Origin of the sequence: Pararobbsia silviterrae (assembly GCF_003628125.1) — a bacterium.
GTDB lineage: Bacteria > Pseudomonadota > Gammaproteobacteria > Burkholderiales > Burkholderiaceae > Pararobbsia > Pararobbsia silviterrae.
The window spans coordinates 390,273-405,677 of record NZ_RBZU01000001.1 but is presented as its reverse complement, the minus strand read 5'-3'; the positions used below and the strand labels follow the sequence as shown (position 1 = coordinate 405,677).

Here is a 15,405-nt window from a genome sequence, read left to right as displayed (position 1 = left end):
TCGTCCTATTTACCTACAAATGAAAATGGGCCTGCGGATCGGAACGATCCTGAACGGTTTCGACGCGATATGACCAGATTGATCTAGTCAGATCGCATACCGTCTTCGAGATCCGAAGCCGGGTGTTCGCAAACGTGCGCGGCCATGTCGTCGATGACGCGCGTGACGTGCTCGTCGGCCGCCTCGTAGAACATCTGCTTGCCCTTGCGTTCGGCGCGCAGCACGCGCGCGGCGCGCAAAAGCCGCAAATGATGGCTCACGAGCGGCTGCGACAGTCCAAGCCGCGCCGCGAGGTCCGACACATAGGTCGGCTCGGCCAGGCAGGCCGCGATGATCCTGAGACGGCTCGGATCTCCCATCAGGCGAAACATCTCGGCGAGTTCGACGATCTGATCGTCGCTCAAGTCCGCTGCGCGCATCGTCGCTCCAGATTTATTCATATCAACGAACGTTTATACGTCTATATAATGCGTGCTTGACGTATTGATCAAGCGAGATTTGCCATGGCCGATGACCTGCATCGCGCGCCCGCCACGAAACCCATGACACAGCCCCCGCGCGCCGAAGAAGACCACGACGCGCAGGGTCATGCACATGACCCTGCGCATGATGATCGCGACGGGGATCATGCGGACCACCGCCACGCCGACCACGGCCAAACGGGCCACAATCATTCGGGTCGGGGCCAAGCAGGTCACGATCACGCCGACCACGATCACACGGGTGACAGACACGCGGATCACGCGTGCGCCGATCACCGTCATGCCGATCACGATCACGTGGGTAACAACCAAGTCGATCACGCGCACGCCGATCACGATCACGCGGGGCACCGTCATGCGGGCCATCATCACGCCGGTCATAGCCATGCGGGCCACGACCACTTGCATGGCGTCACCGATCAGCGGCGCATCGGCTGGGCCTTCGCGATCATCGCGGCGTTCATGATCGTCGAGGTCGTCGGCGGTGTGCTGTCGGGGTCGCTCGCGCTGCTCGCCGACGCCGGTCACATGATCAGCGACGCCGCCGCGCTCGGCTTCAGCTGGCTCGCGATTCAGTACGGCAAGCGCCCCGCGACGGCCGAACTCTCGTATGGCTACAAGCGGCTCGAAATTCTCGCCGCGTTCGTCAATGGCTGTGCGCTGTTCGTGATCGCGGCCTGGATCGTCTATGAAGCGATCGCGCGCTTCGCGGCGCCCGTGCCCGTCGCCGGACGCACGATGTTCGTCGTCGCCGTCATCGGTCTCGCGGCCAATATCGCGGCGTTCATGATCCTGCACGGCGGCAATCGCGAGAATCTGAATCTGCGCGGCGCATGGCTGCACGTGCTCGGCGACATGCTCGGCTCCGCTGCCGCGATCGTCGCGGCCGTCGTGATTCTCTTCACGGGTTGGACGCCGATCGATCCGATCCTCTCGATCTTCGTCGCGCTCATCATTCTCAAAAGCGCGTGGGGTATCGTCAAATCGTCGGCGCACATCCTGCTCGAAGGGACACCCGAAGGCATCGATCTCGCGGAGATCAAGGCCGATCTCGAACATCACGTCGACGTCGTACGCGACGCACACCATATTCATGCGTGGTCGATCACGGCCGAACAGCATCTGCTCACGCTGCACGTGCACCCGATGCCCGGCGCGACGGCGCGCGAGGTCGTGATCGCGGTGCAGCGGCGGCTGGAGCAGCGTTACGGCATCACGCACGTGACCGTGCAAATCGAGGACGAAGACTGCATCGACGCGGGGCACGCACACGACGAACACGATGCCCGGCCGCATTGCGCTTAGGGTCACATCGAGCACGGATCAGCCGCGCGGATCAGCCACGCGAATCGATGCACTGCGATGCGAATCGATACATATCGAAGCCGAATCGGCATACCGCGCGCCGATTCGGTTCAAACCGGGCCGCACGCGCTTCGCGCCCGATATTCAGTGATACGCCAGGTATTCAAGCCGCACGTCAGGCACGTCCGAACGGACCTCAAGACGCGCTGCTTACCTGCTTCGGGCGCCCATCTCGAACGCCCGCGGCGCATCCGTACTAAGCGCTGCGCCCTCGCCCGAGCAGCCGCAGGATCGCGAGCAGCACGACCGCGCCGATCAACGCCGTGAGCAACGATCCGAGGATACCGCCGCCGAGACTGATGCCGAGCACGCCGCCGAGCCAGCCGCCGATAAACGCGCCGACCACGCCGACGATGATGTCCATCAGAATACCGAACCCGCCGCCATCGACGATCCGTCCTGCCAATGCGCCTGCAATACCGCCGATGATGATCCAGAAGATGATGCCGTGCGAAGCGTGTTCCATGGTTACCTCCTACCTGGGAAGAGACTTGAAATGCGGAGTTCGGGGCTTCATTGACTTCGCCCGGCTAGAGGCCGGACACGGCTATCGTACTACTGAATCCGACCGCCCCCGGGCAATTCCCGCACAATAGACGATCGTGCCGACGGCATCGCCCGCCGCTCCGCGTGCATCGGGCCGTTCGCGATGGCCTCACGGCGCGCCAACACCGCCTGCACGCCGTGCGCCTCCCGCTGGCCCTACACGAGTCATCCGATGAAACCGATCGACCTGAATCCCAAAGTCCGGCGCGTGAGCCCGCTGTTCTGGGTCTTCGAATCGCTCGAAGACGATCCCGGCTTCATGACGCGCAAGTTCTTCATGATGGACGCCGCATATCTCGACGGCCTGCTGTGTCTCGCGGTCTCGCAAGGCGAGGAACCCTGGAACGGCCTCGCCGTCTGCACATCGCAGGATCATCACGCGAGCCTGCTCGACGACGTTCCGGAACTCGTCGTCCATCCCGTGATCGGCAAGTGGCTCTACGTATCGCAAACCCATCCGGAATTCGAATCGATCGCGCTCAAGCTCGCGCGTCTCGTCGGGCGCCGCGACGCACGCATCGGCGTCGAGCCCGGATCGCGCAAACGCAGCGGCGCCGCATCGCGCGCGCGCAAAACCCCACGGAAAAAACCGTAAGCCCGCCGACACGGAGCCGGTCCGCGCCGTCAGACCGCGCGAGCGCGATGGTGGTCGAACAAGGTGTATTGGCCCTTGCCCGCATGCTTTGCGGCATAGAGCGCGGTGTCGGCGCGCATGAACAGCTCATTGGGCGAACTGCTGTCGCGCGGATCGTGAATCGCCGCGCCGACGCTCGCGCTGCAACGCACGACGCATCCGTCGATCTCATAGGGTTCCAAGAGCGCACGCACGATCCGCAGCGCGACCGTGTCGACCGCATGCGGCGCGACCACGCGTTCGAGCACGACCGCGAATTCGTCGCCGCCGATCCGCGCGACGGCGTCGAGCGCACTGACGCAGCCTTCGAGACGGGCGGCCACGAGGCCGAGCAGGCGATCGCCGCGCGCGTGCCCGAACGTGTCGTTGACGTCCTTGAAATCGTCGAGATCGACGAGCAGCAATGCGATCGGCTGCCGGGTCTCATGCCGGGTCTCATGCGCGCGCTCGAATGCCTCCGCGAAGCGGCGATCGAAACCCTTGCGATTGAGCAGTTCCGTCAGATGATCGACGAGCGTCGTTTGTTCGAGACGCCGAAGCTCTTCGCGTTCGTCGGTGACATCGCGCGAATAGACGTGAATACCGGCGACGCACGCGTCGGCATCCCTGACGGGCTTGTACATGACCTCGAACGTGCGCGGCCCGCTCGGCGACTGCCAGACATAGTCGAACGACACGGGTTCGCCGAGGCGCGCCAACGCCATGTTCGGCGCGACATACGCGTCATAGAGCGCATCGCCCCAGACTTCGCGCACGGTACGCCCGATCATCGCCGAGACCGACCAGCCGAATCGCGCCTCGTACGCGCGATTCGCAAACACGTAGCGTTCGTCGCGATCGAGATAGGCGACGAGATCGGGAATGCGATCGGCGATGGCTTCGATCAGTTGCTTGCGCTCGAGCGCGAGTTTGCCGGCCTCGTGCAGGCCTTCGGTCTTGATCGCGAGTTGCTCCATCAACGACGCAAACGCGCGCGACAAATCGCCGACCTCATCCGAGCGCGTCGTCGCAAGCGCTTTGTAGGCATCCGGATCCTGAGCGCTTTGGAGCACGACGCGATGCATCTGCTGCACGGGCACCAGCAGCCGGCACACCATCACATAGACGAGCAGCGCGCCGAGCGCGAGCGCGACGAGACACACGACGGCGACCTTCGGCCGCGCATTCGCGAACGGCACATAAGCTTCCTCGGGCGGCAGATTCGAGACGAGTTCCCAATGGATCGTTTCGAGCCCGCGATGCGAGATGATCGGCGCGAGCGCGGGCCCCAGCGTCCAGAGTCGCCGCGCGCGATCCTCGCCGCACGATTCGCGCGCACCGCGGGCCGGCGCAAGAATCCGCGACGTATCGGGATGCATGACGTAGACCGACGGCGAGTCCAGTGTGACGAGACAGAACGCGCTCGTCGGCATGGGCCGCATGCTGGCGAGTTCGGTCAGGAAATTCCGGTTCTGAAGATCGAGTCCGCCATTGAGCACGGCGACGACGCGCCCGTCGGCACTCAGCACGGGGACCGACAGCGTCACGACCGGACGGCCCGTCGTACGGCTCAGTTGCGGTCCGGTGATCGTATGCGGTGCGCCCGCCATGATCTCGCGGAAGTACGTGCGATCCACCGCGCTCGGATAACGCGCCAATGGCGTACGCGTATCGAAGATTCGACTGCCGTCGGGCGCCAGCAACTGCAGCCAGTCGAACGAAGCGGGCAGCGCGACCGAGCGCCGTGCGAGGGCCAGCAGCCGGTCGGGATTCGAATCGATCGAGTCGGCAAGCTGCACGGCAACGGCCTGCAGGATCCGGATGCGCAGTTCGAACTTGTCGTCGAGCTGGGTCGCCACGAGCGCGACCTGATTGTCTTGCTGCTCCTGAAGGACGTGCCGCAGGCCGATGTTCGAATAGTGACGCGCAACGAGGATCAACAACAGCATCAACACTGCGAGCACCGCGACGGTCATCGACACAACGCGAGACTTGAGGGACCACCGTTCCATGGTTCTATGCCGTGACCGCAGGGTGCAGATGTCGGAAAGGCCCCTGAAGGAATCGTACGGGCCGGCAAGCGCATTGCCGCGCGGCGTCGTGACTCGGGCCGCGCCGGGCTGGCTCAATCATGGACGGTGAGTATATCTCGCCAGTACGAACACGCGCGATATCGCGGTGCCGCGCGCCGCTTACCGCGCATCGCTTACGGGCGTCACTTAGGTACGCCGCTTAACGCACGTCGCTGAACGCGCGTCATCGATCGACCGCCCGATTTCATGCACCTTGCTTATGGATTAGCAGATTGCTTCGACACGTTCCGGTCAAGGTTTGCGATCCGCATCCGATAAACAGAAGGGTGGCGTGCTCGCGGGAACGCAGCGCGCACGACACGTCGCTGTTTAGCGGAAAAAGACGTTGTTTCGTTCGAGGCACGAGCGCTTTGCGGGTCCTGACGGATTCGACCGACGGCGAGCGAGGCATCGCATCACGGCGGGAGAACATCAGGCGTTCGCGGAGTCCACGATGAAAGACAAGTGCAATGTGCTGTTCCTGTGCTGGGCGAATTCGGCGCGAAGCATCATGGCCGAATCGCTGTTGCGCGAGCTCGGAGGCAAGAAGTTCGGCGCGTTCAGCGCGGGCGTCGAACCCGCCGCGCGCGCGCATCCGCTCGCGCTCGCGCAGCTCGAACCGCACGTGACGTCGGAGCAACCCGTGCATCCCAAGAGCTGGCGACGTTTCGCGGACGCCGACGCGGAACCCATGGACATCATCATCGCCATGTGCGCGCAATCGGGTGCGCTTTCGCCGACGCTCTTTCCGGGCACCCCGATCTTCTGCCGCTGGAATTTTCCCGATCCGGTCGAGGCACAGGGCTCGACCGCCGAGCAGGCTCGCGCATTCGAAAAAGTGTTCCGGCAGATCCTGCGACGTATCAGCGTGTTCGTCGCCTTGCCGCTTCACTCGATGAAGCGCGCGGACACGATCACGACCATCGACAACTTGCGCGAGACCGACCCGAGTGCATCGTTCAAGGTCGATGACGATGCTTGAGCCGCATCGACGCGTCGATGTCTTGGCGTTTCTTTGGTTTGGCGATTCGTTTGAACACGTCGCTGGCCGAGTGCTTAATCTTAAGCATCTTCCTTAGCACCTTGTCTTAGCGATTTTTCTTAGCGTTTAGTCTTAGTGCTTGGTCTTAGCACGATAACCTAACGCTTCGCCTTGGTATTTCGTCTTGATGCATCGTCTCCATGCATCGACCTCACGCATCGACGCAACGCGTGGTCTTGACGCTTTTCCTCGCACACTTTCTTAGCGCTTTATTTTGCCGGCGTTAGCGTCGGCGTTTTCGTTTGCATCGGATCGCAGTCAGCACGATCAAACGCTTCATCGCGTGTATCAAGTTGTCTTTCCGCGATCGCATCCGCAGTCTTCCGCGTCACTCCACGCAGTCCATCCGTCGACGCGCTTGCGCGTCGCAGTCATCCCCATCCGCTTGATCGTAAGACGCTTCTGAAAATCGGGCTTCATCCATTTCAACGGATCGATTCAAGCCGACACTTGAGCGCTTTTCGCGGGACGCAGGCATCAGCGCTGTCGACCGCGACTCACCTGCTGCCGCGCCTGCCGGCAGATCAAGAATATTCAAGGAGACGCCATGGACCCGACCCTTTCCGACGACACGCTGCCCGACAGCGCTGCTCACGCGCCCACGTCCGCCCCCGGTTCAAACGCCCACGAGGATGCGCCTCGCACCGTTCGCGCACGTGACCGGCTTAGATCGATCTTCTCGGGATCGATCGGCAATCTGATCGAGTGGTACGACTGGTATGTGTATTCGGCGTTCGCCTTGTATTTCGCGCGGGCGTTTTTTCCAAGCGGCGATCAAACCGCGCAACTGCTCAATACCGCGGCCGTCTTTGCCGTCGGATTCCTCGCGCGTCCCGCGGGCGGCTGGCTGATGGGTCTGTACGCCGATCGATACGGACGCCGCTCGGCATTGCTGATGTCGATCGTGTTGATGTGCGCGGGCTCGCTGATCATTGCACTGTGTCCGTCGTACGCACAGATCGGCGTTGCGGCGCCTGCCCTGCTCGTGACGGCGCGCTTGTTGCAAGGACTCAGCGTCGGCGGCGAGTACGGAACGTCGGCGACCTATCTGAGCGAAATTGCCAGCGCGCGCCATCGCGGCTTCTATTCGAGCTTCCAGTACGTGACGCTCATCGCGGGGCAATTGCTCGCGCTCGGCTTGCTCGTCGTCTTGCAGCGCCTGATCCTGACCACGGAACAACTCGAAAGCTGGGGATGGCGCATTCCGTTTTTTATCGGCGCGCTGTGCGCGCTCGCCGCGATGCGTTTGCGCGCGACGATGCAGGAAACGGAAGAGTTCACACGGACGCGGGCGACGGGTCGGCAAGGCTCGTCGATCCGCGCGCTTTGCGAGCATCCGCGCGCGGTACTGACGGTCGTCGGGCTCACGATGGGCGGCACGATCGCGTTCTACACGTACTCGATCTATATGCAGAAATTTCTCGTCAATACGGTCGGTCTCGGCAAGCACGACGCGACGCTGATTTCGGCGGTGTCCTTGACCGTTTTCGCGCTGATCCAGCCGCTCGTCGGCGCGCTGTCGGATCGTATCGGACGCCGTCCCGTGCTGATCGCGTTCGGTGTGCTCGGCACGCTGCTGACCGTCCCGATCATGACCGCGATCAGCACGACGCAGAGCGCATGGGTCGCCTTTGCATTAATCGTTGGCGCGCTCGTGATCGTGTCGGGATACACATCGATCAACGCCGTCGTCAAAGCCGAGCTGTTCCCGGCGCAGATCCGCGCGTTGGGCGTCGGCTTGCCGTATGCGCTGACGGTATCGATCTTCGGCGGCACGGCCGAATACATCGCGCTCTGGCTCAAGCAGGCCGGCCATGAATCGCTGTTCTACTGGTATGTGACGGCCGCGATTTTCTGCTCGCTGCTCGTCTATGCAGGCATGCGCGATACGAAACACCACACGATGATTCAGTCGTAAGCGCATCGGGACCGCTTGCCGCGCCGATCGTCAGCCGTCGCCGGATTCGCGTTCGCGCGGCGGCGTGTCGTCGTCGGTCGGCAACACGGTGCGGTTTTCTTCGTAGTGACGTATCTGCCGGATGATGCCGAGCGCAGGTCCCGTGAACAGGATCGCCTGATTGATCACAAGCGTATAAAACCGCGGTTCGAGGTGCACCAGCGTCACAAAGCCGCGCTCGCCGTGCGAAAACGCGATCGGCACGGATTGATCGAGCGTCGTCGGCAGACTGTCATACATGCTTGCCGGACTCGAATGCGGTTGAATTTCGAATTGAGGCACGTTCAATTTCATTGGAATTCCAAAGCATGTCACGCAGTGCGCGCGAACGCGCAATCCGCTTGCGTGATGCAAACCGGCCCAGGCCATGTGAGCCCGGTCCCACGATACCGTCGATGCTCGTATCGAGCATCCGTTTGATCCCGGCACACCGTCCGATGCTACTGAGCCTTCATGCATCGCACTGCGCGCCGTCACACAGAACAGCGGCCCGTCTTGGTTTGCATTGCAGCGAAAACGCGGGCCTTGGCGGAGATTCGCATTCGATGAATCGAATGGTTTTCCCCTCGAAATCGTTGTCGTCGAGCCTGACCGATCCGGCTCGCGCGCATTATGTGCAGAAAAATGCATCGCGTGGGGAAAATGCGTGCAGTCTCGTATTCATGCACTCAAACGCGCGATCGACACGACAGGACGTGCCGATGTGCCGACTGCGACTACACCTCAGATTCACTCAGACATATCGCAATCGAAACACCGCCTCGATGGAACGTTCGATCCGGATTCCTCGCACGCGATGCGATCCGCGTCGTTGACGTGATCGATCACGCGCTCACGACTTGCCGTTGGATTCATGATCGTCGCGCGCGCGTCCTTGCTTCGCGTCGCGAGGACGCTGCGTACGCGAATGCGCCGCATCCGGAAATATCGCTAAACGTATCGCTTTGGCAGACGTTTTCGCTAAACATCGAGCCGTATCGACACGTTTTCGAGAGCGGAGCACACTCGTCGCGCCCATTCCCTGCTTGAGGATTCGATCATCATGCATCGCCTTGTGTCCCCGACGCGCGCGCATCGCGTCATCCTTCGCCTGCGTCGCTGCACCGGTTCGTTCGTGGCCGGCGCGTGTTTCGCGTTGTCCCTCAATATCAGTCATGCGGCCTCGACCGCGACGATGCCCGAGACGCCCGCCGTCGCGTCATCGGCGCTGTCGAACGTGCCTGCCGCGCGCGTGCTGCCCGCTTGGCAAAACGGCGCCGCGCGCGATGCCTTGCTCGCATTCGTGGCCGATGTGACGCGCGAAGGGTCGCCTGACTATGTCGCGCCCGAGGCGCGCATTGCCGTGTTCGATAACGACGGCACGCTCTGGAGCGAAGCGCCGTTGCCGTTCCAGATCGCATTCATGATCGACCAGCTCAAGGCGCACGCGTCCGAGCATCCGGAATGGGCGGATAACCCGGCGTTCAAGGCATTGCTCGCGCATGATCGCGCGGCCATGGCGCAACACAAGAAGGCCTTGCTCGATCTGCTGTCGGCCGCCAATAGCGGCATGACGACCGACGAATACGACGCGTCGATTCAAAAGTGGCTCGCAAACAGCCGTCACCCGACCTTGGACCGCCCGTATACGGAACTCGTGTATCAGCCTCAGCTCGAGTTGCTCGATTATCTTCGCGCCCATGGATTCACGATCTGGATCGTTTCGGGCGGCACGTCGGAATTCATGCGTGTCTGGACTGAACGCGCGTATGGCATTGCGCCCGATCATATCGTCGGCACGCAGGAGAAGCTTCGATACGAGGTCCGCGATGGGCGGTCCGTGCTCGTGCGCGAGCCCGGATTCGATTTCTTCGATGACGGCGCCGGCAAACCGGTCGGGATTTTTCGCGCGATCGGACGACGCCCGATCCTCGCGTTCGGGAATTCGGACGGCGATCGAGAAATGCTCGAATACACGACGAGCGGCCCCGGCAAAACACTCGCGCTGCTCGTGCATCACGACGACGGCGCGCGTGAATTCGCCTATGACAAGGACTCGGAATTCGCGCGACTCGACAAGGCCCTCGACGAGGCCGCGACACGCGGATGGATCGTCGTCAGCATGAAGCGCGACTGGAAGACGATCTATCCCGCGCAGAAGGCGGACGGGACGCGTTGAGGTCGTGAGGCCAAGCGCGGCCGGCGAGACGACGGGCGCTCAGTCCGTGCGGTCGGCCTCTGCGCGCGCCATCACGAGCGCATAACTCGTGCTGCGACCGCCTGCGTCCGATCGCTTGAGCAGGCCGAGATCCTGGAGTTCGCGGATATCGCGTAGTGCCGTATCCGGAGAGCATTTCGTCATGGCGGCCCACTTCGCGGCCGTCATGTTCCCCTCGAATCCATCGAGCAGCCGATTCAGCACTTTGATCTGCCGTTCGTTGAGCACGACACCGCTTAATCGCTGCCAGAAGCGCGTCTTGCCCAGGACGGCATCGACCATGCGATTCGCCTGATTCACGGCCGCACCGAGCGCGTTCAAAAACCACAGCAACCAGGCCGTGACGTCGAGACTGCCCTTCTGGGTCGATTCGAGGATTGCGTAATACGCCTTGCGCTCACGCTGAATCTGGGCGGACAGACTATAAAACCGCTGCGGGCTGCCATCCGCGCGCGCGAGCAGCAAGTCACCGATCGCGCGCGCGATGCGCCCGTTTCCGTCGTCGAACGGATGCAATGTCACAAACCAAAGATGCCCGAGCGCGGCGCGAATCAACGCGGGCTCTCGCGAATCGGCGGGCGGCGTCAGCATCCAATCAAGAAATCGCGCCATTTCGTCGCGCAGTCGCTCAGCGGGCGGTGCTTCGTAATGCACGCGTGAACGGCCGATCGGCCCCGAGACGACTTGCATGGGCCCATGCGCATCGTCGCGCCATGCGGCGACCGTGATCTTGGTCAGCCCGGAATAGCCCGTGGGGAATAAAGCGGCATGCCACGCGAATAACCGGTCTTCGGTGACAGGCGCATTGCAATTCGCCGTCGCATCGATCGTCATGTCGACGACCCCCTCGACGTGTCGATCGACGGGCATCAATGCACCGATATCCACGCCGAGCCGTCGTGCGATCGACGACCGCACCGACGCCGCATTGAGCTGTTCGCCCTCGATCTCGCTCGTCTTCACGACGTCGTCGGTCAGCGCGCCGAGACTGGCCTCGCCACGCAGCCGTTCGTCGACATCGGCTAGCCGACCGAGCAATACGCCCTGGGCGCGGCTGACCCGCGCGAGCGGCTCGGCTAATGCGGCGAGGTCGTAGTGCCAATCAGGCCAGTCGGGCGCCTGCCAGATGTAGAGATAATCTCCGCGTTTCATGCGGAGATTATAGACGCAATCTCCGCATGACGCCTCATTCACCGCATAATTTGCGGAAAATAAGGCGCGATTCGCCGCACGCTCGTATCGCCGACCCGCCGGATGCCAATGGGCCTGTTCAAATAAGGTAGGGGCGAGCGTCCTTCAAACACGCAGCGATCCACGAAATGAGAAAATGCGTCGCGCCGATCCGGGCGTGCCGCCCGCTCGCGCCGCGCGCGACCCATCCGACCGAACGCGCTCGCTTCCACTCGATGGACAGGAATCCCATGAAAGCCATTTGGGCGACATGCGTCGCCGCCGCAGTCTTCACGTTCTCGAACGCCTGCCTCGCGGACGAGACCATCGTGTTCCTTCGTCACGGTGAAAAGCCCGCGGCCGGGCTCGGGCAGCTCGATTGTCAGGGGCTTCAGCGTTCATTGCGCCTGCCCGCGGTGCTGAATCATCTGTTCGGCAAGCCGACGGCGATCTTCGCGCCGAACCCGAGCATCCGGAAAGACGACAGCGGCGCGTCCTACGATTATGTGCGCCCGCTCGCGACGATCGAACCGACCGCGATCGCGTTCTCGCTGCCTGTGAACACCGATATCGGCTTCAAGGACACCGACCGCCTGCGCAAAGCGTTGACCTCGCCCGACTATGCGAACGCGGTGGTCTTCGTCGCGTGGGAGCACCACCTCGCGCGCGCCGCCGTCATCGACCTGCTCAAGCAATACGGCGCGGATCCGGGTCAGGTGCCGAAGTGGAACAGCAACGACTTCGACAGTCTCTACGTCGTGCGGCTCACGACGAACGCCGACGGCAGCCGAAACGCGTCATTCGAACATCGGCGTCAGCAGCTCGACGGACTGCCGACGTCGTGCCCCGGTATCGACGCGTCGATGTAGGGCTTGCACGCGTTCACTGATATTTCTGGAGTTCGGGATCGGTCGTCGGCTGGGCGGGCAAATTCAACATCTGCGCGAGAGCCGCGAGTTTCGGAAGGCCGTCGATATCGGCCCATCGGCCGCCCGACGCGCGATAAATGATCGTCGGCGTTCCCGATAGACCGAGCGACTGGAAGAGCTGCGCATTCGCGTCGAGCTGCGCCTTGACGGCATCGGGGATCGTCGCGAGCGGAGCGATGCCGCCCGATTCGTCCTGCTCCGAATAATTCGTTTCGAGCGTCTTGAGCAGCGCCGCGCCATCCTTCGACACCAGCAGCGCGGCCGCCTTGCCCGGAGAATCGGGCTTCAAAAAGCCCATCGGAATCCAGTGCACCTGCAAACCGACAGCCTCGTACGGCTGAAGCGCCTTCCATGCGAGGTGACAGTAAATGCAGTTCGGATCCATGAAAACATAGATCGTCGTCTTGACCGCCGATCCGCTCGCGCCTTCGACGATCGAAGGCGCATTCTGGAAACCGTTCGCGGCGTTGAACGGCAGGTACGTCGGCGCCGGTCCGTCCGCCGCGTGGGCCAGCAAAGCGGTGCCGAACAGTCCCGCGGCCAGCATGCGTGTTACGAAAGTCTTCATCTTTTATCCGTCGCGGCGCGACACGTCATCGTTACGAATGCCGAATCGATCATGCGCGCAGAGGCGCCGCGCGTCGCGATCCGTCGATCGCGACATTATGCACGCTGCGATTTCACGGCATAAGGCCGGGCGATATTACGGAAAATGAGCGGCCGTCGGCGGCGCTGCGGCGATTCGACATCCGGTAAAACATACACGGTCGCCCGGCATCAGCGCCCGTGCGAAGGCACGCGGAATTCACATACCCCGCATCGGCGACGCACGCCCAAGCGCCATCGATCGCACACCGAACTGCACCGGCAATCCGTACATATCGCGCCGTTTTCGATCGCGATACCCACGTCGACATGCATGTCAATGCCGATCTGAGGACCGTCGCGCCCGTACGATCGGCGCCCTCTCCTTAACCCTAGATCCGAACGATCAACGCACGCGCGCGTTCGCACATCGTACGCAGCCGAGCCACGCGCGTTTCCCTACAGACACCTTGCGTAGTACGCTTTTTTTTCACGTGGCCGCGATTCGAGCGTCAGCACGTGTCCGATTGATAGAACGCATAAAGGCACATCCATGAGACACCCTTATCGAAGCTTCGCGACGCGAATGCTTCATTTCATCGCCGCGGGCCGCTCGCCGCGCTCGGTCGGCCGCACCTTCACCCGTGCCGTCGTCGCGCCGCTCAGCCTCCTCGCGGCGCTGTCGGCCGGCATGACGGGAACGGCCCATGCGGCTGCCGACGCACCCGCCGAAGCACTCGCGAAGCTCGATGTCGCACAGCCCGTCATGCAATGCGCCGATCTCAAGTCGGCCGATCTCGCGAACGGCGGCCCCATCGCGGGAACCGTCACGAGCGCGGAAGTCTCGGGAGGCGGCGACACGGGCTTCTGCGACGTCAAGGGCACCGTCGAAGGCCGTATCCATTTCGAAGCGCGTCTGCCTTTGCAGACGTATACGCAGCGCTTCCTCATGATCGGCTGCGGCGGATACTGCGGCATGGTCAATATCGACAACGGCGGCGTCGATGCAGCCGCGAAGGGCTGTGCGCCGTTGACGTCGAATCGCGTCGCCACGGTCGCGACGGATCTCGGTCACAAGGGCGATTACCCCGACGGCGCATGGGCGAAGGACAACCCGACCGCCGTCGTCGACCTCGCGTATTCGGGCATGCACGCGACAACCGTCGTCGTCAAGAATCTCGTCACGAAGTACTACGGCAAGGCGCCCGCGAAATCCTATTACTCAGGGTGCTCCGACGGCGGCCGTGAGGGTCTCCACGAGGCGCAGCGCTACCCGACCGACTATGACGGCATGCTCGTCGGCGCGCCCGTCATCGACGAAGTCGAGACCAATACGTTCTATCACGCCTGGAACGTGCGTGTGAATTCGAAGCCCGACGGCTCGCCGATTCTCACGGCGAACAAGATCCCCGCGCTCGTCAAGGCCGTCACGCAAGCGTGCGGCGATGCGGGCGGCCTCGTGCAGGACCCGCGCGCATGCACGTTCGACCCGCGTACGATCGCCTGCGCGAAGGGTCAGGACGACGATACGTGTCTGACACAGGAACAGATCGCCGTGGTCCGGAAGATCTGGTCGGGTCCCGTCGACGAACACGGACGTCATCTGACCGCGGGCGACATGCCGATCGGCGGCGAAGCGGGCTGGCTCGGCGGTATGGTGCCGAAGCATGTCGGCGATCCGATCGGCCTCAAGAATTCGGCGGACAAGGCGTTCTCGTGGGACTTCCCGAATTATATGGCTCAGTTCGGCGCCCCCACGGGCATCACGAACGCGAACATGGCGTTCACGTCGGCCGAATACACGAAGCTCACGAAGCTCGACGGTCTCTGGAATCCGACGAATCCGGACCTGCGCGCGTTCATCGCGCACGGCGGCAAGCTCGTGATCTGGCACGGCTGGGCGGATACAGGCGCATCGCCTTTCACGACGCTGAACTACGTGTCGAAGGTCAAGGCGTTCGTGGGCGCCGATGCGTTCGACAAATTCGCGCGCCTTTACATGATCCCCGGCGTCTATCACTGCAACGGCGGCCCCTCGCCCGCGACCGAGGACTTCCTGACGCCGCTGATGAGCTGGGTCGAAACGGGCACCGCGCCGGACAAGGTCGTCGTCAACTTCGTCAAGAGCGAGAAGGATGACACCGTGCTCAAGAGCCGCCCCGTCTTCCCGTATCCGTCGACGGTGCGGTACGCCGGCGGCGATATCAACTCGGCGGACAGCTATGTGCGCGCGGACGTCCCCGCGGGCGTGAGCGACGTCTACGATTTCGCCGGCCTCAAGCACTACTCGCCGGGTAATCAGATGGCCTGCTCGGTCGACGGCGATCACGTGCATTGCGTGAACCACTGATCGCGCATCGCGTTATCCGATTCGATCAATAACGCATCGAGCCGCCACGCGCTGAATCCAGCGCCGGCGGCTTTTTTTATGGATCGGCCGGCAAACC

At 62.7% G+C, this 15,405-nt stretch carries 15 protein-coding genes; 7 read left to right on the top strand and 8 right to left on the bottom strand.

Going from position 1 to position 15,405, the window contains the following annotated elements; genetic code table 11:
• Positions 1 to 83 precede the first annotated feature (83 nt).
• Positions 84 to 440, bottom strand: coding sequence for an ArsR/SmtB family transcription factor (locus D7S86_RS01780; protein ID WP_240647953.1), 357 nt, complete (start codon positions 438 to 440; stop codon positions 84 to 86).
• Between the two features lie 12 nt (positions 441 to 452).
• A complete protein-coding gene (locus D7S86_RS30065) occupies positions 453 to 890 on the bottom strand; it encodes a hypothetical protein (RefSeq protein ID WP_121082653.1) in 438 nt (145 codons plus the stop codon).
• On the opposite strand from D7S86_RS30065, the gene D7S86_RS01770 reads away from it, so the two are divergent.
• Complete coding sequence (locus tag D7S86_RS01770) at positions 885 to 1,787, top strand: cation diffusion facilitator family transporter (protein WP_121082651.1); 903 nt, start codon at positions 885 to 887, stop codon at positions 1,785 to 1,787. The two genes, D7S86_RS30065 and D7S86_RS01770, sit on opposite strands and share 6 nt — an antisense overlap.
• Before the next feature lie 256 nt (positions 1,788 to 2,043).
• On the opposite strand, the gene D7S86_RS01765 is transcribed toward D7S86_RS01770, so the two are convergent.
• Positions 2,044 to 2,313, bottom strand: coding sequence for a GlsB/YeaQ/YmgE family stress response membrane protein (locus D7S86_RS01765; protein ID WP_121082649.1), 270 nt, complete (start codon positions 2,311 to 2,313; stop codon positions 2,044 to 2,046).
• 252 nt (positions 2,314 to 2,565) lie between these two features.
• Here D7S86_RS01765 and D7S86_RS01760 point away from each other — a divergent pair, with 252 nt between their 5' ends.
• Positions 2,566 to 2,988: a hypothetical protein gene (locus tag D7S86_RS01760; protein ID WP_121084192.1), complete on the top strand. Its 423-nt coding sequence runs from the start codon at positions 2,566 to 2,568 to the stop codon at positions 2,986 to 2,988.
• Positions 2,989 to 3,017: 29 nt separating this feature from the next.
• Here D7S86_RS01760 and D7S86_RS01755 read toward each other — a convergent pair whose 3' ends face one another.
• Positions 3,018 to 5,018 carry a diguanylate cyclase domain-containing protein gene (locus D7S86_RS01755; protein ID WP_121082646.1) on the bottom strand — a complete coding sequence of 667 codons (2,001 nt, stop codon included), beginning with the start codon at positions 5,016 to 5,018 and terminating at the stop codon, positions 3,018 to 3,020.
• Between the two features lie 514 nt (positions 5,019 to 5,532).
• On the opposite strand from D7S86_RS01755, the gene D7S86_RS01750 reads away from it, so the two are divergent.
• Both D7S86_RS01750 and D7S86_RS01745 read left to right on the top strand, forming a co-directional pair.
• Positions 5,533 to 6,060 carry an arsenate reductase ArsC gene (locus D7S86_RS01750; protein WP_121082643.1) on the top strand — a complete coding sequence of 176 codons (528 nt, stop codon included), beginning with the start codon at positions 5,533 to 5,535 and terminating at the stop codon, positions 6,058 to 6,060.
• A 607-nt stretch (positions 6,061 to 6,667) separates the two neighbouring features.
• Positions 6,668 to 8,038 carry an MFS transporter gene (locus D7S86_RS01745; protein WP_121082641.1) on the top strand — a complete coding sequence of 457 codons (1,371 nt, stop codon included), beginning with the start codon at positions 6,668 to 6,670 and terminating at the stop codon, positions 8,036 to 8,038.
• Positions 8,039 to 8,068: 30 nt separating this feature from the next.
• Here the strand turns inward: D7S86_RS01745 and D7S86_RS01740 are convergent, their stop codons facing one another.
• Positions 8,069 to 8,371 carry a hypothetical protein gene (locus D7S86_RS01740; protein WP_121082638.1) on the bottom strand — a complete coding sequence of 101 codons (303 nt, stop codon included), beginning with the start codon at positions 8,369 to 8,371 and terminating at the stop codon, positions 8,069 to 8,071.
• A gap of 538 nt (positions 8,372 to 8,909) precedes the next feature.
• Positions 8,910 to 9,233 (bottom strand): hypothetical protein, encoded by a 324-nt coding sequence (locus D7S86_RS29740; RefSeq protein ID WP_166444075.1) that lies wholly within the window; start codon positions 9,231 to 9,233, stop codon positions 8,910 to 8,912.
• Positions 9,234 to 9,251: 18 nt separating this feature from the next.
• On the opposite strand from D7S86_RS29740, the gene D7S86_RS01730 reads away from it, so the two are divergent.
• Entirely contained in the window at positions 9,252 to 10,235 is a 984-nt protein-coding gene (locus tag D7S86_RS01730) for an HAD family hydrolase (RefSeq protein WP_338069142.1), read from the top strand.
• Positions 10,236 to 10,274: 39 nt separating this feature from the next.
• On the opposite strand, the gene D7S86_RS01725 is transcribed toward D7S86_RS01730, so the two are convergent.
• Positions 10,275 to 11,426: a Fic family protein gene (locus tag D7S86_RS01725; protein WP_121082630.1), complete on the bottom strand. Its 1,152-nt coding sequence runs from the start codon at positions 11,424 to 11,426 to the stop codon at positions 10,275 to 10,277.
• Between the two features lie 269 nt (positions 11,427 to 11,695).
• On the opposite strand from D7S86_RS01725, the gene D7S86_RS01720 reads away from it, so the two are divergent.
• Entirely contained in the window at positions 11,696 to 12,313 is a 618-nt protein-coding gene (locus D7S86_RS01720; RefSeq protein WP_121082627.1) for a hypothetical protein, read from the top strand.
• A gap of 13 nt (positions 12,314 to 12,326) precedes the next feature.
• On the opposite strand, the gene D7S86_RS01715 is transcribed toward D7S86_RS01720, so the two are convergent.
• Positions 12,327 to 12,941 (bottom strand): thioredoxin fold domain-containing protein, encoded by a 615-nt coding sequence (locus tag D7S86_RS01715; protein WP_121082624.1) that lies wholly within the window; start codon positions 12,939 to 12,941, stop codon positions 12,327 to 12,329.
• A gap of 603 nt (positions 12,942 to 13,544) precedes the next feature.
• On the opposite strand from D7S86_RS01715, the gene D7S86_RS01710 reads away from it, so the two are divergent.
• Complete coding sequence (locus D7S86_RS01710; protein WP_158601836.1) at positions 13,545 to 15,308, top strand: tannase/feruloyl esterase family alpha/beta hydrolase; 1,764 nt, start codon at positions 13,545 to 13,547, stop codon at positions 15,306 to 15,308.
• Positions 15,309 to 15,405 lie beyond the last annotated feature (97 nt).

Excerpts from the sequence above, each read along its gene's own strand:
- D7S86_RS01755 (WP_121082646.1), bottom strand. The coding sequence starts at position 5,018 with ATGGAACGGTGGTCCCTCAAGTCTCGCGTTGTGTCGATGACCGTCGCG.
- D7S86_RS30065 (WP_121082653.1), bottom strand. The coding sequence starts at position 890 with ATGCAAGTGGTCGTGGCCCGCATGGCTATGACCGGCGTGATGATGGCC.
- D7S86_RS29740 (WP_166444075.1), bottom strand. The coding sequence starts at position 9,233 with ATGACTGATATTGAGGGACAACGCGAAACACGCGCCGGCCACGAACGA.
- D7S86_RS01750 (WP_121082643.1), top strand. The coding sequence starts at position 5,533 with ATGAAAGACAAGTGCAATGTGCTGTTCCTGTGCTGGGCGAATTCGGCG.
- D7S86_RS01730 (WP_338069142.1), top strand. The coding sequence starts at position 9,252 with ATGCCCGAGACGCCCGCCGTCGCGTCATCGGCGCTGTCGAACGTGCCT.
- D7S86_RS01710 (WP_158601836.1), top strand. The coding sequence starts at position 13,545 with ATGCTTCATTTCATCGCCGCGGGCCGCTCGCCGCGCTCGGTCGGCCGC.
- D7S86_RS01740 (WP_121082638.1), bottom strand. The coding sequence starts at position 8,371 with ATGAAATTGAACGTGCCTCAATTCGAAATTCAACCGCATTCGAGTCCG.
- D7S86_RS01765 (WP_121082649.1), bottom strand. The coding sequence starts at position 2,313 with ATGGAACACGCTTCGCACGGCATCATCTTCTGGATCATCATCGGCGGT.
- D7S86_RS01715 (WP_121082624.1), bottom strand. The coding sequence starts at position 12,941 with ATGAAGACTTTCGTAACACGCATGCTGGCCGCGGGACTGTTCGGCACC.
- D7S86_RS01780 (WP_240647953.1), bottom strand. The coding sequence starts at position 440 with ATGAATAAATCTGGAGCGACGATGCGCGCAGCGGACTTGAGCGACGAT.
- D7S86_RS01720 (WP_121082627.1), top strand. The coding sequence starts at position 11,696 with ATGAAAGCCATTTGGGCGACATGCGTCGCCGCCGCAGTCTTCACGTTC.
- D7S86_RS01725 (WP_121082630.1), bottom strand. The coding sequence starts at position 11,426 with ATGAAACGCGGAGATTATCTCTACATCTGGCAGGCGCCCGACTGGCCT.
- D7S86_RS01745 (WP_121082641.1), top strand. The coding sequence starts at position 6,668 with ATGGACCCGACCCTTTCCGACGACACGCTGCCCGACAGCGCTGCTCAC.
- D7S86_RS01760 (WP_121084192.1), top strand. The coding sequence starts at position 2,566 with ATGAAACCGATCGACCTGAATCCCAAAGTCCGGCGCGTGAGCCCGCTG.